The sequence below is a fragment of the Roseomonas marmotae genome (genome assembly GCF_017654485.1).
Lineage (GTDB): Bacteria > Pseudomonadota > Alphaproteobacteria > Acetobacterales > Acetobacteraceae > Pseudoroseomonas > Pseudoroseomonas marmotae.
Genome location: NZ_CP061091.1, coordinates 2,361,931 through 2,381,481 on the forward strand (window position 1 = coordinate 2,361,931; position 19,551 = coordinate 2,381,481).

General features: G+C 67.2%; 19 protein-coding genes and 1 tRNA gene. 9 read left to right on the forward strand and 11 right to left on the reverse strand.

The window, feature by feature from the left end; genetic code table 11:
* From IAI58_RS11200 to IAI58_RS11230, 7 genes are all read left to right on the forward strand, one after another.
* Window positions 1–2,271, forward strand: coding sequence for a sensor histidine kinase NtrY-like (locus tag IAI58_RS11200; RefSeq protein ID WP_207447638.1), 2,271 nt, complete (start codon window positions 1–3; stop codon window positions 2,269–2,271).
* Complete coding sequence (gene ntrX / locus IAI58_RS11205; RefSeq protein WP_207447420.1) at window positions 2,261–3,661, forward strand: nitrogen assimilation response regulator NtrX; 1,401 nt, start codon at window positions 2,261–2,263, stop codon at window positions 3,659–3,661. The genes IAI58_RS11200 and ntrX overlap by 11 nt, the downstream gene beginning before the upstream one ends.
* Window positions 3,662–3,757: 96 nt before the next feature.
* On the forward strand, window positions 3,758–4,630 hold the full coding sequence (locus IAI58_RS11210) for a D-amino-acid transaminase (protein WP_207447422.1): 873 nt from the start codon (window positions 3,758–3,760) through the stop codon (window positions 4,628–4,630).
* Window positions 4,627–5,292, forward strand: a complete 666-nt coding sequence (locus tag IAI58_RS11215; RefSeq protein WP_207447424.1) for an HAD family hydrolase — start codon at window positions 4,627–4,629, stop codon at window positions 5,290–5,292. The genes IAI58_RS11210 and IAI58_RS11215 overlap by 4 nt, the downstream gene beginning before the upstream one ends.
* A 121-nt stretch (window positions 5,293–5,413) precedes the next feature.
* Complete coding sequence (gene hfq, locus IAI58_RS11220) at window positions 5,414–5,752, forward strand: RNA chaperone Hfq (protein WP_207447426.1); 339 nt, start codon at window positions 5,414–5,416, stop codon at window positions 5,750–5,752.
* A 22-nt stretch (window positions 5,753–5,774) separates the two neighbouring features.
* The gene (hflX, locus tag IAI58_RS11225; RefSeq protein WP_237182425.1) at window positions 5,775–7,079 is read left to right on the forward strand and encodes a GTPase HflX; all 1,305 of its coding nucleotides are present in this window, start codon (window positions 5,775–5,777) and stop codon (window positions 7,077–7,079) included.
* Between the two features lie 9 nt (window positions 7,080–7,088).
* Complete coding sequence (locus IAI58_RS11230; protein WP_207447428.1) at window positions 7,089–7,916, forward strand: inositol monophosphatase family protein; 828 nt, start codon at window positions 7,089–7,091, stop codon at window positions 7,914–7,916.
* A 14-nt stretch (window positions 7,917–7,930) separates the two neighbouring features.
* On the opposite strand, the gene mazG is transcribed toward IAI58_RS11230, so the two are convergent.
* The 10 genes from mazG to IAI58_RS11280 form a co-directional block, all read right to left on the reverse strand.
* The gene (mazG, locus tag IAI58_RS11235; RefSeq protein ID WP_207447430.1) at window positions 7,931–8,722 is read right to left on the reverse strand and encodes a nucleoside triphosphate pyrophosphohydrolase; all 792 of its coding nucleotides are present in this window, start codon (window positions 8,720–8,722) and stop codon (window positions 7,931–7,933) included.
* A 39-nt stretch (window positions 8,723–8,761) separates the two neighbouring features.
* The gene (locus IAI58_RS11240) at window positions 8,762–9,508 is read right to left on the reverse strand and encodes an MBL fold metallo-hydrolase (protein WP_207447432.1); all 747 of its coding nucleotides are present in this window, start codon (window positions 9,506–9,508) and stop codon (window positions 8,762–8,764) included.
* 55 nt (window positions 9,509–9,563) lie between these two features.
* Window positions 9,564–10,337, reverse strand: a complete 774-nt coding sequence (locus IAI58_RS11245; protein ID WP_207447434.1) for a TatD family hydrolase — start codon at window positions 10,335–10,337, stop codon at window positions 9,564–9,566.
* Window positions 10,337–11,875, reverse strand: coding sequence for a methionine--tRNA ligase (gene metG, locus IAI58_RS11250; protein WP_207447436.1), 1,539 nt, complete (start codon window positions 11,873–11,875; stop codon window positions 10,337–10,339). The genes IAI58_RS11245 and metG overlap by 1 nt, the downstream gene beginning before the upstream one ends.
* Before the next feature lie 13 nt (window positions 11,876–11,888).
* Window positions 11,889–12,896 (reverse strand): DNA polymerase III subunit delta', encoded by a 1,008-nt coding sequence (locus tag IAI58_RS11255; RefSeq protein WP_207447437.1) that lies wholly within the window; start codon window positions 12,894–12,896, stop codon window positions 11,889–11,891.
* On the reverse strand, window positions 12,893–13,528 hold the full coding sequence (tmk, locus tag IAI58_RS11260; RefSeq protein ID WP_207447438.1) for a dTMP kinase: 636 nt from the start codon (window positions 13,526–13,528) through the stop codon (window positions 12,893–12,895). The genes IAI58_RS11255 and tmk overlap by 4 nt, the downstream gene beginning before the upstream one ends.
* A gap of 1 nt (window position 13,529) precedes the next feature.
* Window positions 13,530–14,735 carry a D-alanyl-D-alanine carboxypeptidase family protein gene (locus tag IAI58_RS11265; protein ID WP_207447439.1) on the reverse strand — a complete coding sequence of 402 codons (1,206 nt, stop codon included), beginning with the start codon at window positions 14,733–14,735 and terminating at the stop codon, window positions 13,530–13,532.
* Window positions 14,736–14,757: 22 nt separating this feature from the next.
* Window positions 14,758–15,654 (reverse strand): septal ring lytic transglycosylase RlpA family protein, encoded by an 897-nt coding sequence (locus tag IAI58_RS11270; RefSeq protein ID WP_207447440.1) that lies wholly within the window; start codon window positions 15,652–15,654, stop codon window positions 14,758–14,760.
* Window positions 15,651–16,625 (reverse strand): lytic murein transglycosylase, encoded by a 975-nt coding sequence (locus IAI58_RS11275; RefSeq protein ID WP_207447441.1) that lies wholly within the window; start codon window positions 16,623–16,625, stop codon window positions 15,651–15,653. The genes IAI58_RS11270 and IAI58_RS11275 overlap by 4 nt, the downstream gene beginning before the upstream one ends.
* Before the next feature lie 69 nt (window positions 16,626–16,694).
* Window positions 16,695–17,705 (reverse strand): lipid A deacylase LpxR family protein, encoded by a 1,011-nt coding sequence (locus IAI58_RS11280; RefSeq protein WP_237182426.1) that lies wholly within the window; start codon window positions 17,703–17,705, stop codon window positions 16,695–16,697.
* A gap of 129 nt (window positions 17,706–17,834) precedes the next feature.
* Here IAI58_RS11280 and IAI58_RS11285 point away from each other — a divergent pair.
* Window positions 17,835–17,924, forward strand: a tRNA-Ser gene (locus IAI58_RS11285).
* Between the two features lie 8 nt (window positions 17,925–17,932).
* On the opposite strand, the gene IAI58_RS11290 is transcribed toward IAI58_RS11285, so the two are convergent.
* Window positions 17,933–18,559, reverse strand: a complete 627-nt coding sequence (locus IAI58_RS11290; protein WP_207447443.1) for a metal-dependent hydrolase — start codon at window positions 18,557–18,559, stop codon at window positions 17,933–17,935.
* A 99-nt stretch (window positions 18,560–18,658) separates the two neighbouring features.
* Between IAI58_RS11290 and IAI58_RS11295 the strand changes: the two genes are divergently transcribed.
* Entirely contained in the window at window positions 18,659–19,393 is a 735-nt protein-coding gene (locus IAI58_RS11295) for a DsbA family oxidoreductase (protein ID WP_237182427.1), read from the forward strand.
* Window positions 19,394–19,551: the final 158 nt, after the last annotated feature.

Consider the following 19,551-nt stretch of genomic DNA (forward strand, 5'->3'; position numbering starts at 1 on the left):
ATGGCCGGCAGCAAGCCACCCCGCTTCGGCCGCAGCCTGGCGGACTGGCTCCTGGGCCGTTTCGTCACGCTGGCGCTGGCCGCCGTGGCGCTGCTGCTGGCGATCGGCACCTTCACCCTGCTGTCGGGCGGGAGTCCCTTCGGGCCCACCAAACCCGGCCAGGTCGTGGCCATGGTGCTGGTCAACGCCCTGTTCCTGCTGCTGCTGCTGGGCTCGGTCGTCGGCCGGCTGGTGCGGGTCTGGGCGGAACGTCGGCGCGGATCGGCGGGGTCACGGCTGCATGTGCGGCTGGTGCTCCTCTTCAGCGTCACTGCGGTGCTGCCGGCCCTCCTCGTCGCCATCTTCGCGGCGGTCTTCTTCAACCTGGGCATCCAGGCCTGGTTCAGCGACCGCGTGCGCAGCACGCTGGAAGCCAGCCTCGTCGCGTCCCGCGCCTATCTGGACGAGCATCGCAACACCATTCGCGCCGATGCCCTGGCAATGGCCGCCGACCTGAACCGCAACAGGCACCTGCTGGAGACCAACCAGTATGCCTTCGCGCGCATCCTGGCGACGCATACGGCGCTGCGCGGCCTGACGGACTCCGTGGTCTTCGAGCCCACCCTGAACCAGGTAGTGGCGCATGCGGGCCTGACCACCATCACCATTCTCGACCCGCTGCCGGCCTGGGCGACGGAGCAGGCGCGCAACGGCGACGTGGCCGTTTTGCCCGGAGAATCCGAGGAGGGGCGGGTGCGCGCCCTGGTGGAGCTGGATATCCAGCCCGGGTTGATGCTGCTGATCGGCCGGCCGGTGGACCCCAGCGTCATCGAGCACATGCGCCGTACCGAACTGGCCTTCCAGCAGTATGACCGGCTGGACCGCAACCGGTCCGGCCTGCAGATCACCTTCGCGATGATCTTCGCCATTGCGTCCCTGCTGGTGCTGCTGGCGGCGGTGTCGGTCGGCCTGGTCATCGCTAACCAGATCGCGCGCCCGCTCTCCCGCCTCATCGTGGCCGCGGACCGCGTGCGGAGCGGCGACCTGACGGTGCGGGTGACGGAAGGCGAGGCGGATGACGAGGTCGGTAGCCTGTCGCGGGCTTTCAACCGCATGACCAACCAGCTTGCGGCGCAGCGCAGCGAGTTGATGGAAGCCTACCGGCAGATCGACGAACGGCGACGCTTCACGGAGACGGTGCTCTCCGGCGTCTCGGCCGGCGTCGTGGGCCTGGATGCGGAGGGACGGATCAACCTGCCCAACCGCCGCGCCAGCGAGTTGCTGGGCCGCGACCTGGATGCCGACCTCGGCACGCCGCTGGCGCAGGTGGTGCCGGAGTTCGATGCCCTGCTTCAGGCGGCCATGGCCGCGCCGGAGCGGACCCGCACGGGCGAGATCCGCATCGGCCCGCCTTCCTCCCGCCGAACCTTGCTCGCGCAGATCGGTGCGGAGATGCAGCCCGGCCAGGTCGTGGGCTTTGTGCTGACCTTCGATGACATCACCGAATTGCTCTCGGCGCAGCGGAAGGCCGCGTGGTCGGACGTGGCGCGGCGTATCGCGCATGAGATCAAGAACCCGCTGACCCCGATCCAGCTTTCGGCCGAAAGGCTGAAGCGGCGCTATCTGAAGGAAATCCAGTCCGACCCCGAGACCTTCAAAGCCTGCACGGACACCATCGTGCGGCAGGTGGAGGATATCGGGCGGATGGTAGACGAATTCTCCGCCTTCGCCCGGATGCCGCAGCCGGTCATCCGGTCGGAGGACCCCGCACAACTGGCCCGGGAGGCGCTGGTGCTGCAGCAGAACGCGCATCACGACATCGTTTTCTCGACGAAGATCCCGGCCGGGGCTCCACGCATCCAGTGCGACCGGCGCCTGACGGGACAGGCTTTGACCAACCTGCTGGCCAATGCGGCCGATGCCGTGCGCAGCCGCCAGCAGGCGCAGCTGGATGCCGGAGAGGCTGCTGCGCCCGGCCATATCCGTATTCTGGTGCAGCCGGACGGGGACTGGCTGAGCATCGCCGTCGAGGATGACGGCACCGGCCTGCCTCAGGGGGAGGAGCGGGAGCGGCTGACGGAGCCCTATGTCACGCACAAGCCGAAAGGAACCGGCCTTGGTCTTGCCATCGTCAAGAAGATCATGGAGGACCACGGCGGCAGGTTGGTCCTGACCGACCGGCAGGGGGGCGAGCAGGGCACGCGTGCGGCGCTCGTCTTCCCGCTACGCCACGAGCAGGCCGTACCCGCGGCCGGGACAAAAATGACGGAGGTGCAGCAGCATGGCGCATGAGATCCTGATCGTCGATGACGAGCCGGATATCCGCGCGCTGATCGAGGGCATCCTCTCGGATGAGGGCTACGAGACCCGCGTCGCCCAGAATTCCGATACGGCCCTGGCTGCCTTTCGGGCCCGGCGGCCGAGTCTGGTGATCCTGGATATCTGGCTGCAGAACTCTCGGTTGGACGGCCTCGGCATTCTGGAGGCCATGCAGCGGGAGGAACCGCAGGTGCCGGTGGTCATGATTTCCGGCCACGGCACGATCGAGACGGCGGTGCAGGCCATCCAGCAGGGTGCCTATGACTTCATCGAGAAGCCCTTCAAGTCCGACCGGCTCATCCTGATCGCGGAGCGGGCGCTGGAAGCGGCGCGCCTGAAGCGGGAGGTCAGCGAACTGCGTCTCCGCGCGGGCGCGGAGACGGAGCTTCTCGGCACTTCCTCGGCCATCGGGCAACTGCGGAACGCCATCGAGCGCGTGGCGCCGACGGGCAGTCGCGTGCTGATCTCAGGCCCCGCCGGCGCCGGCAAGGAAGTGGCCGCGCGGATGATCCATGCCCGCTCCCGCCGCTCGGGCGAACCTTTCGTGGCCCTGAACTGCGCCACCCTGAACCCCGCCCGTTTCGAGGAGGAGTTGTTCGGCGTGGAGACGCCGCTCGACGGCACCAGCGGCGGGCGCCGCGCGGGGGTGCTGGAGCGCGCCCATGGCGGCACCCTGCTGCTGGACGAGGTGGCGGATATGCCGCTGGAAACGCAGGGCAAGATCGTGCGCGCCCTGCAGGAACAGGGCTTCGAGCGCGTCGGCGGCGCCACCCGCGTGAAGGTGGATGTGCGCGTCATCGCCACCACCAACCGCGACCTGACAGCCGAGATCGCGGCCGGGCGTTTCCGGGAGGATCTGTTCTACCGCCTGGCGGTGGTGCCGCTCCGGGTTCCCGCGCTGCGGGAACGGCGGGAGGATGTGCCGCTGCTGGCCCGCCACTTCATGGCGCGCTCGGCCGAGACCTCCGGAGTCCCGGCGCGGGAACTCTCGGAAGATGTGCTGGCGGCCATGCAGGCCTATGACTGGCCCGGCAATGTCCGGCAGCTCCGCAACCTGGTGGACTGGCTGCTGATCATGGCGCCGGGCGGCCCTGGTGAGCCGATTCGGCCGGAGATGCTGCCGCCCGAGGTGGGCTCCGCCGCACCTGCCGCGCTGAAGCTGGACCGCTCCAGCGAGATCATGACCCTGCCGCTGCGCGACGCGCGGGAACTGTTCGAGAAGCAGTATCTGGAGGCCCAGCTGCTGCGCTTCGGCGGCAATATCAGCCGCACGGCCAATTTCGTCGGCATGGAACGCAGCGCATTGCACCGGAAGCTGAAGTTCCTGGGCGTTCAGGCCGAGGACCGCAGTGCCACGGTATGACGCCGGCGCCATGCTGGAAGCTGCCCTGGTGCCATTGCCTCAGCCCCGGCTTGGCGCGAAGCTGGCGGCATAGCTTCACTGGATAGAGACCCGCCTATGTCCCGCATCGCCTATGTGAATGGCCGCTACCTGCCGCAACGGGAGGCCAGCGTGAATGTCGAGGATCGCGGCTACCAGTTCGGCGATGGCATCTACGAGGTCGTGCACCTCTATGACGGCCGCTTTATCGATGAGGACCGGCATCTGGACCGGCTTGAGCGCTCCCTGAAGGCAATCCGGCTGCCGATGCCGCTGACCCGCGCGGCGCTCTCCCACGTGCTGAAGGAAGTCGCCCGCAAGAACCGCGTCACGGAAGGGCTGCTCTACATGCAGGTGACGCGTGGCGTCGCCCACCGGGACCATCCTTTCCCGACCCAGCCAGTGCAGCCCGCGCTGGTCGTGACGGTCAAGCGCATCAAGCCCTATCCCACCAGCATCGCCAACTGGGGCGGCAACGCGATCACGCTGCCCGACCTCCGCTGGAAGCACCGGGATATCAAGAGCATCAACCTCCTGCCCAATGTGCTGGCCCGGCAGGCGGCCAAGGAGCAGGGAGCCGTCGAGGCCATCCTCTACGAGGAAGCGACGGGAATCGTGACCGAGGGCGCGGCCACCAGCTTCTGGATCGTGGACGAGACTGGCGCCATCCGCACCCGCGGCCTGTCGCATGCCATCCTGCCGGGATGTACGCGCAGCGCGCTGATGGCTGAGATGCAGCAGGAAGGCATTGCCTTCGACGAACGGGAATTCACCGTCGATGAGATGAAGCGCGCGCGCGAGGCCTTCATCACTTCCGCCACCTCCTTCGTGAAGCCGATCCTGAAGATCGACGGCGCACCCGTCGGCGACGGCACGCCCGGCCCGGTGACGACCAGGCTCTTCGAGATCTTTGCCCGGCATGTGAAGGGCGGGGTCCGGAACGCGGCATGAGCCTGCCGGGCCCGCGCGCCATCCTCTGGGACTGGGACAACACCCTGGTCGACGCCTGGGCCGGAGTGCAGGCCGGCATGAACGCGGCGCTGCGAGCCTTCAGTATGCCGGAGTGGTCGGTTGAGGAGGTGCGGGCCCGCGCCCGCCTTTCCCTGCGCGAATCCTTTCCCTCTCTCTTCGGCGACGAGTGGGAGAGGGCGCGGGATATCTTCTACGCCGAGGTGCGGGCCAGGCACCTGGAGTTGATCACGCCGATGCCGGGTATTCCGGCGGCACTGGCCGCCGCCGCGGCCTGGCCTCAGGGCATTGTCTCCAACAAGCAGGGGCCGATCCTGCGGGCCGAGGCCACGCATCTGGGTTGGGCATCCCGCTTCGGTGCCCTGGTCGGAGCAGGCGACGCGGAGGCGGATAAGCCCTCCGCCGCGCCGGTCATACTGGCCCTGAAGATGCTGGGCATTGCCCCTGGGCCGGAGGTCTGGTTCATCGGCGATACCGGGGTGGACATGCAGGCCGCGCGGATGGCAGGCTGCTCGGCGGTGCTGCTGGGAGATGCGGGCCATGATGGCGGCATGGCAGCCGCGGCACCAGACCTGGCTTTTGCCAACGGCCATGTGCTGGCGGAGCGATTGCTTGGTCTTGCCAAGACACCCCACTTCGCATGATCTTGCGCGCGAACCGGTTTGCACTCCGCGAACCGGGGCGAAGTCGCGCATCCCGATGTGGGTCTACCCAAGACGGAATGACAGAAATGGCGGCTCGCCAAGAAGAAGAAGGACCGAGCCAATGGCCGCCGAGAAGTCCCAGAACGTGCAGGACGTGTTCCTGAACCATGTTCGTAAAAGCAAAACGCCCGTGACGATTTTTTTGGTCAATGGCGTCAAGCTCCAGGGCATCATCACCTGGTTTGACAACTTTTCCGTCCTGCTGCGTCGGGACGGGCATACGCAACTGGTCTATAAGCACGCCATCAGCACCGTGATGCCGGGCGCGCCGATCATGCTGTTCGATGCTGCCGCCGCCGGCGCTGGCGCGGGCTCTGCCCAGGGCGCTACCGCAACCGTGACCCGTGAGGGTACCATGACATTGCAACGTGAGGTCAACCCTGTCGGCTCCTCCGACTGAGACGGGCACGGGCGGCAAGCCGATGCTTGCCGCCGTCCTGCTGCCGCATGAGCGGCCCGCGCGCCTGCCAGGAACCGAGGCAGGCGTTCTCGCTTTTCCCGATCAGCGCAGCGCCAGCCGGGCCGCCGAGGCACGACTGGCTGAAGCCGTAGGGCTGGCTGCCTCGATCGGCCTGACCATCGTGCATAGCGCGGCCTTCCCGCTGCGTACGCGCCGGCCTTCGACCCTGCTGGGTGAGGGGCAGGTGGAGGCAGCCAAGCACGAGATCGAAGAACACCAGGTGGGCGTCGTCGTCGTCGATGCCGCGCTGACGCCTGTGCAGCAGCGGAACCTGGAGCGCGCCTGGGGCTGCAAGGTCATCGACCGGACCGGCCTGATCCTGGAGATTTTCGGCGAGCGGGCCCGCACGCGCGAGGGTTCCCTGCAGGTCGAGCTGGCGCATCTGGAATATCAGCGCACCCGCCTCGTGCGGTCCTGGACCCATCTTGAGCGGCAGCGTGGCGGCTTCGGGTTCCTGGGCGGCCCGGGTGAGAGTCAGATCGAGATCGACCGCCGGCTGATCGGCGACCGGATCGTGAAGCTGAAGAAGGAGCTGGAGCAGGTGCGGCGCACCCGTGGCCTGCACCGGACCGCGCGCACCCGCGTGCCTTTCCCGGTGGTGGCGCTGGTGGGCTATACCAATGCTGGCAAGTCGACGCTGTTCAATGCCCTGACCGGCGCCGGCGTCTATGCCCAGGACCAGCTGTTCGCCACGCTGGACCCGACCATGCGGGCGATCCGCCTGCCCAGCGGCCGGACGGTGATCCTGTCCGATACCGTGGGCTTCATCAGCGACCTGCCGACCCAGTTGATCGAGGCTTTCCGCGCCACGCTCGAAGAGGTGGCGGCGGCGGATATCATCCTGCATGTGCGGGATGTGGCGCATCCCGATACCGCCTCGCAGCGCGCCGATGTGCTGGGTGTGCTGTCGGAGATGGCCTCCGGTCCCGATCCCGCACTGGATGAACACTGGTCCGGCCGCACCATCGAGGTACTGAACAAGGCGGATCTCTTGGGCGGCATCGCCGATGTACCGGGCACTGATGGCTCGGCCGTCGCTGTCTCGGCGCTGACGGGGGAGGGGCTGGACGTCTTGCGGCGAGCGCTGGACACGCGCCTGGCGGCGGGGATGGAGACGGTGGAATATCTTCTTGCCCCCGCGGATGGGGCACGTATCGCCTGGCTCTACCAGCACGGCGAAGTGCTCTCCCGCGAGGATGCCGATGAGAGCATTCACCTGAAAGTCCGGCTTTCGCCGGCCGACCGCGCCCGCTTCGAGCAGAGCTGAAGGACCAAGATGCGCTTCGATCACCGCATGGCGGGGGATGTTGCCACGATCCTGCGCGACGCGACGCGGGCCGAGATATTGCCACGCTTCCGTCGACTTCCGGCCGGCGCCATCCGCACCAAGTCCGGCCCCACGGACTTGGTGACTGACGCCGACGAGGCGGCGGAACGGCAGATCACGCGTGACCTGCTGGCGCGCTTTCCCGGCTGCGTGGTGGTGGGCGAGGAGGCCCAGGCCGCCGATCCTGGCCTGCTGGCACGGCTGGCCGGGGTGGATCTCACCTTCGTGGTGGACCCGGTGGATGGCACCGCCAATTTTGCCGCCGGGGTCCCACTCTTCGGCTGCATGGCGGCGGCGGTCGTGAAGGGGGAGGTGGTGGCCTCCTGGATCCACGACCCCTTGGGCGACGATACGGCCGTCGCGCTGCGGGGCGAGGGGGCCTGGATCGAACACCCTCAGTATGGCCGCACCGAGTTGAAGGTGGCTGCGCCCGTGCCGGTGGAGAGGATGACCGGCGCCGTCTCCTGGACCTGGATGACAGAGCCGGTACGCAGCCGGGTGACCTCACGCCTGTCGCGGCTGGCATCAGGCGTGCAGTTCCGCTGCGCGGCACATGAGTATCGGCTGGTGGCTTCGGGCGGTGCCCACTTCACCATCTACAACAAGCTCATGCCCTGGGACCATCTGCCGGGCTGGCTGCTGCACCGGGAGGCCGGTGGTTACAGCGCCCGTTTCGACGGCAGCGAGTATCTGCCGACGCATACGGGCGGCGGGCTGATCGCCGCGCCGGACAAAGCGAGCTGGCAGGCGATCAAATCGGCCTTGCTGGACGAATGAAAGAAAAGGCGCGATTAACTTTCGCGTCTTTTCACATCCTGCCAAGCCTCTTCCATGGCCTCCAGCCCGGCATCGGCGGGCGACAGGCCACGCTCGGCAAGAAGCGCTTCGACGGCATTGAAGCGGCGCTCGAACTTGGCATTGGCGGCATGCAGGCAGGTTTCGGGGTCGAGGTCCAGCTTGCGGGCCAGATTCACCATGACAAACAGCATGTCGCCCAGTTCGTCCTGCAACCGAGACTTGGATGCCTCGGGGATTTCAGCACGCAACTCGGCCGTTTCCTCAGCCAGCTTCTCCAGCACCGCCTCGGGATGCGGCCAGTCGAAGCCTACCCGGGCAGCGCGGCGCGCCAGCTTATTGGCGCGGGTCAGGGCGGGCAGGGCGACGGGAATGCCCGCCAGGGTGCCGGTTTCCCGCCGTGCTTCCCGCTCGGCCTGCTTCTGAACCTCCCATGCCGTTGTGTGCGCTTCAGCATCGCGGGCCGCGGCCTCGCCGAAGACATGCGGGTGGCGGCGGATCATCTTGTCGGCGATGGCGGTGGCTACCGCTGTGAAGTCGAAGTCGCCGGCTTCCTCGGCCATGCGGGCGTGGTAGACGACCTGGAACAGCAGGTCGCCCAACTCGTCCTTCAGAGCCGGCATATCCCGTCGGGCGATGGCATCCGCGACTTCATAGGCTTCTTCAATGGTGTAGGGCGCGATGGAAGCAAAATCCTGCACGCGGTCCCAGGGGCAGCCATCCGGGGCCCGCAGCCGCGCCATGATGCCGAGAAGGCGAAGAAGGGCGTCAGAGGGGGCAGCGGTCATGGCAGTCCTAACGACGGATAATATATATTATGTAAAATTTCAGCCGGGCACGTTGAGGACCAAGCCATCATGGGCGGCTTCGATCCCTTCTGGCAGATGCTCCCGCATCCAGGCCCAGTCCAGATCGGTGCCCATATGGGTCAGCACTGTGCGCCTTGGCTTCAGCCGTTCCACCCAACTCATTACCAGGTCCAGATGCGCGTGGACCGGATGCGGCTTGCGCTGGAAACAGCCGACAACCCAGGTGTCGAGCCCCTCCAGTTGAGCGAAGCTATCCTCGGGCATCGCCACCACATCCGTGGAATAGGCAAAGGCACCGATCCGGAGCCCCAGTGTCTCCATGACCTTATGGTCCTGTATGAAGACCTGGACCGGGAAGCCGGCCATCTCCCAAACCCCGCTTGGCTCGATCGCCTGCTGCGTCAGAGCTGGCCGGTAGAAAGCCGGTGGTGTGGGTTCGAGGAAGACGTAGTCGAAGCGCCTGCGTAACTCGTCCAGGGTGTCGGACGTGCCGAAAGCCGGGATAGCCCGGCCCATGATCCGGTTGAGTGGCCGGAACTCATCCAGACCCATGATGTGGTCGGCATGCCCGTGGGTCACGACCAGCGCATCCACCCGCTGGACCCGGCTCGCCAGCAACTGTTGGCGCAGGTCAGGCCCCGCATCCACCAGCAGCGCCCGCCCATCCTCGCTTTCGATCAGGGCTGATGAGCGCGAGCGCCGGTTCCGGGGCTCGTTCGGGTCACAGCGGCCCCAGTCGCCGCTGCCATCAGGGCCACCGAGCATGGGCACCCCGGCAGAACCCCCGCAGCCGAGTATAGTAACCTTCAAAGACAAGGCGTCAGACGGCCTTCTTGAACAAGGAATGGAAGTTTCTGGTGGTCAGATCAGCCAGGGCTGAAGGCTCCATCTGCTTCACTTCGGCCAGGACGCGCGCTGTATGGGCAACGTATGAAGGCTCGTTCCGTTTGCCACGAAACGGCACAGGCGCAAGGTAGGGCGCGTCCGTTTCCACCAGCAGACGGTCTTCCGGCACGGCCTTCGCGATCTCCCGAATTTCAGTCGATTTCGGGAAGGTCAGAATGCCCGAGAAGGACACATATCCACCCATTTCAACAGCATTTTCAGCAAGATCGCGCCCTGAGCTAAAGCAGTGAAGAAGGAATGGGAAAGACCCGCCCCGCTGCCGCTCCTCCCGCAGAATGGCTGCGATATCCTCGTCGGCATCCCGCGCATGGATGACCAGCGGCAACTGGCTCAACTGCGCCGCGCGGATATGGCGGCGGAAGCCGTCCTGCTGAACCTCGCGCGGGGCCTTGTCATAGAAGTAATCCAGCCCGCTTTCGCCGATCCCGATGATACGCGGGTGCTCGGCAGCCGCGACGATCTCATCGACCTCCGGCAGAGGCCCCTCGCCCACATTCTGAGGATGCACCCCCACGGTACCCCAGACCTGGGGGAAGCGTTCCGCCAGGGCCTTTACGGTAGACGCCTGGCTCATGCGGACGCCGATGGAAACCATCTGACCTACCCCGGCCTCCTCGGCGCGGGAGAGGATCTCGCCGATTTCATCCTCGCTATAGTAGTCGAGGTGGCAGTGACTATCGACCAGCATCAGGCAGCGTCGTCCTGGATCTTCTGGAACAAGGGGCTGGGCGGCGGCAGCGGCGTGCCGTCCGCCAGCGGCGCGGCCAGCGCGGAGAGACTGCGTGCCTCGGCCGGCACACCGAGTTGGTCCAGCATCCGCGCCATAGTATCGGGCATGAAAGGCTGCAGCACAGTCGCCAAGCTGCGAAGGGCGGTATGCAGATGGCGCAGCACGCTGGCCATGCGGACAGTATCCGTCTTCTTCAAGGCCCAGGGCTTCTGCGCGTCGATCCAGGAATTACCCAGGCGAGACACAGACTGGATACGCTCCAGCGCCTCATGGAAGGCCTGACGCTGCAAGGCTTCATCGACGCGCTCTGCCAGTGCCGCTGCGGCATCCAGCAACTCGGCATCCGCGGGGTGCGGCTCGCCGGCGGGCGGCAGCAGGCCATCGCAGTTCCGCTGGATCAGCGAGAGCGTCCGCTGTGCCAGGTTGCCAAGATCGTTCGCTAACTCACTGTTCAGGCGCTGAACGAGCGACCTGCGGCTGAAGTCGCCATCATTGCCGAAGGGCACCTCCCGCAGCAGGAAGAACCGCACGGGGTCGAGCCCGTACTGCTCCACCAGCGCCAGCGGGTCGATGACATTGCCCAGCGATTTGGAGATCTTCTGGCCTTCATTGGTCCACCAGCCATGCGCGAAGACGCGGCGCGGCACCGGCAGGCCGGCCGCCATCAGGAATGCGGGCCAGTAGATGGCATGGAAGCGCAGGATGTCCTTGCCGACGAAATGCACATCAGCCGGCCAGAACGGCCAAAGAGCCGAATTTTCATCGGGATAGCCAAGCGCAGTGATGTAGTTTGTCAGCGCATCCAGCCAGACGTACATCACATGGGACTCATCTCCCGGCACCTTCACACCCCACTTGAACGAGGTGCGGGAGATGGAGAGGTCGGTCAGTCCGCTTTTGACGAAGCTGATCACCTCGTTCCGCCGGCTGGGCGGCGCGATGAAGTCGGGATGCTCATCGTAGAAGGCCAGCAGCCGGTCCTGCCAGGCGGAAAGGCGGAAGAAGTAGGATGGCTCCCTCACCCACTCGACCGGCGCGCCGGTCGGGGCGAATTTCTGGCCCTCCTTCTCCGTGATCTCGTCGGGGCCATAGAAGGCCTCGTCCCGCACGGCATACCAGCCCTCGTAATGGCCGAGATAGATCTCGCCCCGCTCCTCCAGCCGCTTCCAGAGCGCCGTGCAGGCCAGCCTGTGCCGCTCCTCGGTCGTGCGGATGAAGTCGTCGTTGGAGAAGTTCATCCGCGCCGTCAGGGTGCGGAAGGCCTGGCTGACCTCGTCGGTGAAGCTCTGCGGGTCCATCCCGCGCGCCTCGGCCGCCTTCTCCACCTTCTGCCCGTGCTCGTCCGTGCCCGTCAGGAAGAAGACCTGATGTCCGTTCAGCCGCTTCCACCGCGCCAGCACATCGGCGGCCAGGGAAGTATAGGCATGGCCGATATGCGGCCTGTCGTTCACGTAATAAATGGGCGTCGTCAGATAGAAGCGCCGCTCGCTCGTCATGATCTTCAGGTCCTCAGCGCGAGGCCAGTCGGGACAGACCACTCAGTACCGCCTGTTTGCGGTCCAGGTTCAGGGTTTCGGTCTCGTCGGCCAGCCGGCCCAGGATGTCCCACAGCGAGGCCCAATCGGCAAGCGGCCGTGCCGCCAGATAAGGCGCCATCTCACCGCCCCGCCCCGCTTCCCGGATGGCCGCGGCCAGGGTGGCGCGCAGCAGGTCGAAGAACATCACCAGGGCGCTCCCGTCCCGCTTCGCCGCCAGCCGGTCGCCAAGCTGGTGCAGCGCGCGGGGGTCCGGCCGCGGCAGGCTGCCAAGGAAGTTGTCCACCTCCGCCTGCAGGGCAAGCCCCTCGCCTTCCGCCAGCTCCAGGGCGCGCCCCGGGGCACCACCGGAGATCCGTGCCAGGGCAGCGCGCTGCCCGGCGTCCAGTTCCGGCAGCCAACGGCCCAGCAGCAGATCCATCTGCGACGGCACGAGCGGGAACAGGTCCACCCGGCGGCAGCGGCTGCGAATGGTCGGCAGCAGCCGGTCCGGGGCAGCGGTGGTCAGCAGCAGCAGCGCGCGCGGAGGCGGTTCCTCCAGCGTTTTCAGCAGGGCATTCTGTGCCTCGGCATTCATGGCCTCCGCCTGCTCGATCAGCACGATGCGCCAGCCGCCCTCGGCCGCGGTCAGCGACAGGAAGCGCGGAACCTGACGCACTTCGTCAACGCGGATCATCATCTTCACGCCGCGCTCACCCGCATTCGGCGCCAGGTTACGCAGATCGGCATGCCCGCCGGCCGCGACGCGGCGGAAGGTGGCGTGCTCCGGCGGCAGATAAAGCGGCGGCTCGGTCTCCGGCCGGCCTGCCAGCAGCCAGCGCGCGAAGCGGAAGGCGAGCGTCGCCTTGCCCACGCCCCTGGGGCCGGTCAGCAGCCATGCGTGGTGCATCCGCCCGGAATTGGCGACATCCGCCAGGGCCCGGGCCGCATGGTCATGACCAGCCAGGTCGGGATTGGACCGGGGTTCCGGCGGCAGATTCATAGCGCCAGCCCCAGCCGCTCCCGCAGCGCCAGACTTGCAGCTGCGAAGACCTCGTCCGGCCCCTGCGTGGCATCCATGATCGTGCAGCGCTCAGGGTTGGCGGCGGCGATGGCGCGGAACCCTTCGCGCACCCGTGCATGATATTCCGCGCCAAGACGTTCGAAGCGGTCCGGCGTGCCGCGAGCCTGGGCGCGTGCCATCCCCTGCTCCGGCGGCAGGTCCAGCACCAGCGTCAGGTCCGGCGCGAAGGGACCGAGCGCCACCTCGGCCAGCTTGTGCCACACCTGCGGATCGAGCCCATGACCGTGGCACTGATAGGCCAGCGTGGAATCAGCGAAGCGATCGCAGATCACCCAGATCCCGGCCTCCAGGGCCGGCTGGATGGTTTTGGCCAGATGCTCCCGCCGGGCGGCGAACATCAGCATGGCCTCGGCAACCGGGTCCCAGGCAACGCCGCCATGCAGCAACAATCCGCGCAGCGCCTCGGCGCCCGGCGCCCCGCCCGGCTCGCGCGTGCGAAGCACAGGCAGGCCGAGCGAGGCGAGCGCCCCGGCCAGCCGGCGCGCCAGGGTTGTCTTGCCAGCGCCTTCCCCGCCTTCCAGCGTGATGAAGCGCGCCTTGGAAGTCGCCACGTCAGCCCGAGACCCAGCGGCCGATAACCGCCGGGATGCGGGAGATCACGCCGAGGCGCCCGATATCCGCTCCGGCATAGAGCGGCAGTGCCATCGGCGGCACGCCCTGACCGGAGATCTCGATCTGGCCGAGTTCCTGCCCCTTGGCGATCGGCGCCGGAACGGGGCTGTCATAGCGCAGCTTGACTGTCAGGTTGCGGCGCCACTGCCGTGGCAGCGTCATCACCAGGTCACGTCCGCCCACCAGCGGCACGGTGGCGCGGTCGCCCAGATAAACCGGCGCTTCCTCCACGGTGTCGGAGGCGCGGAACAGCGTGACGTTCTCGAATTCCCGGAAGCCCCATTCGATCAGGCGCTCGGATTCCTCGCCACGCATCCGCATGGAGGCCAGGCCGTTCACCACCAGGATCAACCGCCGGTCGCCGCGCTTTGCGGTGCCCGTCAGGCCATAGCCGGCATTCTCGGTATGGCCGGTCTTCAGGCCATCGGCGCCCGGCACCCGGCCCAGCAGCGGATTCCGGTTCTCCTGGCTGATGCCATGCCACTGGAAGGAGCGGACGTTGTACAGGGAGTAATATTCAGGGAAGTCGTTGATCAGCCGCCGGGCCAGGATGGAGAGGTCGCGGCAGGTCATCATATGCTCGGGGTCCGGCCAGCCGGTCGCATTGCGGAAGGTGCTGTCCTTCAGCCCGATGCGCTTGCCGTATTCGTTCAGCAACTCGGCGAACTGTTGCTCGCTGCCGCTGATCCCCTCTGCCAGCACGACGCAGGCATCGTTGCCGGACTGCACGATCACGCCATGCGACAGGTCGCTGACGCTGATCTCGCTGCCGAGCTCCACGAACATCTTGGAGCCCCCCATCCGCCAGGCCCTCTCGCTGACGGGGAAGGTCTGCTCCATCTGCAGCCGCCCCTGCTTGAGCAGGTCGAAGACGACATACATCGTCATCAGCTTCGACATGGAAGAGGGATGCATCCTCTCGTCCGCGTTCTTCTCCAGCAGCACGGCTCCGGTGTCGCAATCCACCAGCATAGCCTGCTTCGCCTGGGTATCGACTGGCCCCAGCGGCGTGCTGGCCGGCGAGCTCGGCGGCGGAGCGGCGGCTGCTCGGGCCGGCGCGCGCCGCTGCGCGACCGCCGGCCCGCCCAGCGCCCCGGCAGCCAGCAACGCGGCGGTGCCGCCTAACAGTTCGCGGCGATGCGGCATGGCTAAAGAACTCCCCCTGAACTCAGTCGACCAGAATGCGTGCCCCGGATACGCCCGACCGGCGTGTCATCTCAAGTGCTGCATCGGCCTGCGCCACAGATCCATAGGGGCCGAGGCGCACGCGATACTCCGCGGAGCGCCCGGCCCCGAGCGCCTCGACGCGTGCCCCCGGCAGACGCGCGGCCTGCCGCTGTGCCGCGTCCCTGGTCGTGAAGCTGCTGGCCTGCACAAAAAGCTGCCCTGGCCGCGCGTGGCCCTGGACAAGTCGTTCCGGCAGGCGCTCCGGCACTACGGCAACCGGCTCGGCCGTCGCGGCGGCGGCGGGCATGACATCGCGGCCCTGGCGTACCTGCTCCGCGATGCGTGCACCGGGTGGTGGGGCCAGGATCTCCGTCTGCAATGCCTCGCGCGGCGCGGTGTCGATGGCGATGCGGGAGGATTCCGGCTGCGGCAGCCCCGCCGCCAGCGCCCGCGAGGACTCGGCATCGACGGCGACCGAAACCTGCGTGCCAGCAGGCGACACGCGCAGCAGGTCGGCCGCCCGGCGGGACAGTGCCACGACACGTCCGGCCTGGGCCGGCCCACGGTCGTTGACCCGCACGCGCAGCGTCAGGCCGTTCTCCAGGTTGGTGACCGCCAGAACGGCCGGAAGCTGCAGCGTCCGGTGCGCTGCGGTCAGCAGCGTGGGGTCATAGACCTCCCCATTCGCGGTGACCCGCCCGGTGCCCGTATCCGGGATCACCGTTGCCAGCCCGGTCTCCCGCAGGGCGAAATCCTCCTGCGGATAAGACCAGGTGCCACCCATCTCATAGGGGCCGCCAACCGTATAGCGTGGCTGGGACTGCTGCCCTGGCGGCCTGGGCGTGCAGGCCGCGAGCAGCGGCAGCAACAGCGCGAGCCGGCGAGGGCAAGTCGTCATGCCACGAGGTCGGAGAGCAGCCCGATCACCAGTGCATAGTAATCCGAGGGATTATAGCGCCGGATGACATTGAAGTTCTGATACACCGCGAATGCCTGGCCGCCGGCACCGCCGGGCAGCAAAATCGCCGTGTCCATATCCAGTGGAGGCAGGGGCGAGCCATCGGAAGCGGTCACGCCCATCCGCACCCAGTCCCGGAGCGGGCGCCGGTTGGTGCGGCCGGCGATGCTGGGGTTGAAGCTGCCGGGCAGCCGCACCTCCCTGCCCCACCGCTCATCGCTGCGCCAGCCGCTGCGGGCCAGGTAGTTGGCGATGGAAGCGAGCGCGTCGGCCCGGTCATCCCAGATGTCCCGGCGCCCATCTCCATTGAAGTCTACCGCCAGCCGCTCGAAGCTGGTCGGCATGAACTGCGGGTGGCCCATGGCGCCGGCATAGCTGCCGCGCATCCGTTCCGGCGTGACGTCGCCCTTCTCCAGGATGCGGAGCGCCGCCATCAGCTCGGCGCGGAAGAAGCTGGCGCGGCGGCCTTCCCAGGCCAGCGTCGCCAGCGCCTCGACGACATTGAAGTTGCCGGTGAAGCCGCCGTAATTCGTCTCGAGCCCCCACACGGCCACGATAACGCGCGGGCTGACCTGATAGCGGGCGCCGATCGCCTCCAGCAGCCCCTGGTTGTCCATGAAGGCCTTACGGCCCCGTTCCACCCGCTGGGCGGAGACGCGGCCATCCCGGTACTGATCCCAGGTGAGGGTGAATTCCGGCTGCCGGCGGTCCAGCTCCAGCACCTTGTCGTTGGGCCGGATGGAGCCGAGCGCGCGCTGAAGCGTGGCTTGCGAAACCCCCTTCCCACGCGCCTCGGCGGCGACGCCGCCCAGGAATTCCTGGAAGCTGGCAGCTTGCGCTTCTGCCGCGCCCCCTACCAGCAGCAAGGGGACGACTCCGAATCGGGCGATCAGGCTACGGCGGTTCAGCATGGCGCAGCAATGCCACGCCTGCCGCCGGCAGGACAACCTTGGCTTTTCACATCGCACATCGGCAACGGCTCAGAAGCGGAAGGAAACGCTCAGGGAACCGAAGCGCTGCCTGCCATTCTGGCCATAAAATTCCTCGGTTCGCCAGACCTGGGTCAGGGCGAAGCGGACGCCATGCCAGACGACCGCCGCGCCCACCTGGAAATCCCCCACCAGAGGCCGCTTGTCGACGCTGCGGCTGTCGCGCCAGGTATTGCCATCCAGGAAGATGTCCCGGAGCACGGCACGGCCCTCGACACCGGCGAAGAGATACCACTCGAAGCGGCCGCGCGGCTGGACCCAGTTGCTGCCGCTCAGGGCCGGACGGATGCGCGGCGGCCCGAAATCCGTATCCAGCCCCTGGCCCAGGCGCACCAGCCCTCCCAGCGCGCCATAGGTCTGCACATTGCCCAGGCTGACCGTGGCGGAGGGAATGAACTCGAAATCCACGCCGCCGAGGCTGCCCATCGGCAAGCGACGCTTCTGGTCATAGATGGCGGTGAAGGCCGGTTCGTCCTTGAGCTGGTAGTCCCAACCCTCCGTGTTCCGGATGTTCAGCAGGTCGTGGTAGTTGTTCTGCACGAATTCGCCCAGAGCCGAGGGTCCGACCACGCCGAGCTGCAACTCCAGGGCGCGGGAGGTCAATTCCGTCGTGCGGTTCAGGGCGACGGCACCATAGAGATAGCCGGCATAGGGCCGGTCCCTCGGGTCAGGATTTCGCCTCTGCGTGTCCTGAGGCGTATAGATCGCCTGGCCGAAGGCGGCGCCCCAGCGCAGCGTGCCCGGGCCCAGCACCCATTCAAGCTGGTCATTCAGCCAGGCGAGCGGCCGCGGCAGATCGGCCGAGGGAGAGCGCCAGGCAAACTGGAAGCCGTTGGTGTAATAGCGGTCGGTGCCGCCCCCGAAGACGTCATTCTCGACGGAGAAGTTGAAGGTGCCATGTGGATCGGGCGGTGGTGCCTGGTCCGGGGCGATGGAGGGCGCGATAGCGACCGCTCCCCCGACCGGCGCGACGAGGTCCTGGGCGGAGGCCGCGAGGGGCATGCCGCCCGCCATCATAAATGAGAGCAGGACCGAGACTTTTGCGCGCATAGACTTTCCTTCTGACCGCAAGGGCGTTACGCACAAGGCCCCGCTTGGTTGCGGGCAAGGCGCGATCACATACCAGCCTCCGGATGGGTGGCCGAGTGGTTTAAGGCAGCGGTCTTGAAAACCGCCGTAGGGGCAACTCTACCGTGGGTTCGAATCCCACCCCATCCGCCAGCACGCCCCTAGCGGCGGATCACGGCCGGCGCGGTCTCTCCTACCCAGGCCAGGCCCTGCCAGCCGGAACGGGGGGTCTTGGCAACGGCTTCCGCCTCGCAGAGCGAGGGCAGTTCGGGCGCCAGCAGGCGGCAGACGCCGGCGGCGCGCAGCCCGTCCTTCAGATCGAATTTCTCGGCGGTGTTGCCCCAGGCCCAGGAGAGCACCAGCGCCACCACCAGCGGCTCGAAGGGTGAGCCGGTGCGGCAGAGGGGCAAGGACCAGACGCCTCTCAGCGGCCAGGCGAGGCGCAGCCCTCCCGGTGTCAGCAGGTCCGCCGCCAGGTGCGAGAGATAGCCCACGACCAGCGGTGCCGTGAAAGCTACCGAGAGCTGCTCACTGAGCAGCAGGGCAATGCAGCCGCTGATCGCGATGAGCGAATGGGTCATGCCCCTGTGGCCAAAGATCCGCCCGCAGATCAACGAGATCGGCCAGACCCGCTTGCCCACCCAGGACTTGGGGTGATCGATATCCGGCAGAAGCGATCCGAAGACCGCCAGCCCGATCGAGACAGGGTCCAGCGCCGGCATGCCGAAGCGTGGCGCGGCAACGAACCAGGCGGCCGCCCCCAAGGCGATATGCGAGCCCGCCATCATGCGGTGTTGCCAAGATCCTGCTCAAGATCGTTCAAATTAGGAGTCAGGAATCTTTACTACAAGGCTGAAAAACCGCCTTTTCGCTCAGCGGACAAAACTTTGCATGCAGACTCCCGCCGCAGGGCGCCGCCGCTCTATGATGGCGGCGTGAACCTGCTCTCCCCTCCCACCGGCCAGCTCGAGATTGAGGTGGTCTTCGACCTCGTCTGCCCCTGGTGCTTCCTGGGCATCCGCAGGCTGCGGCGCGCGCTGCAACGCCGGCCCGATATCCATGCGGAACTCCGCTGGCGGCCATTCCTGCTCAATCCCGACAATGGCGGCAACGGGCCCCAGAGGCAGGAGTCCATGCTGCGGAAGTTCGGCGGGGAGGAGCGGGCTCGGCGCCTGAATGCTACTCTGGCCGAACTGGGCAAGGCGGAAGGCATCAGCTTCCGCTTCGACCTGATGCGCCGCGTGCCGCCATCGGTGGATGCACATCGCCTCGTACGCTTCGCCGCGCAGCATGGGATGGCTGCCCCGACAGTGGACCTGCTCTTCGAGGCGCATTTCACCCAGGGCCAGGATATCGCCGATCCCTCGGTGCTGGCGCGGCTGGCGGTGCTGGTGGGGCTGGAGCGGGAAGCCGCATGGCGCTTCCTGGTCAGCGGGCTGGACGCCGATGCGGTGCATGCCGAGAACCTGCGGGCCCACCGCCTCGGCATCAACGGCGTGCCCTGCTTCGTCATGTCCGGTCGCCATGGCGCCGCAGGTGGCCATGCCATCGCCGGGGCACAGGAGCCGGAGGTGCTGGAGCGGCTGATGGATGTGGCCCTGGCGGAGGCGGCGGAATTCTAAGTCGACCTCTCAACTCAGGCGGCCTCGTGTTTCCCACCGGTCAATCTGTCCGCCTCCTCTGCCGATTACCTCCTCGCTCCACCGCAATTTCAACCCCGCCTCGGCCCTGGAGGAATTCAGTGGATGGGCAGCCGGCGTGGCGGCCAGGAACGCCCCGC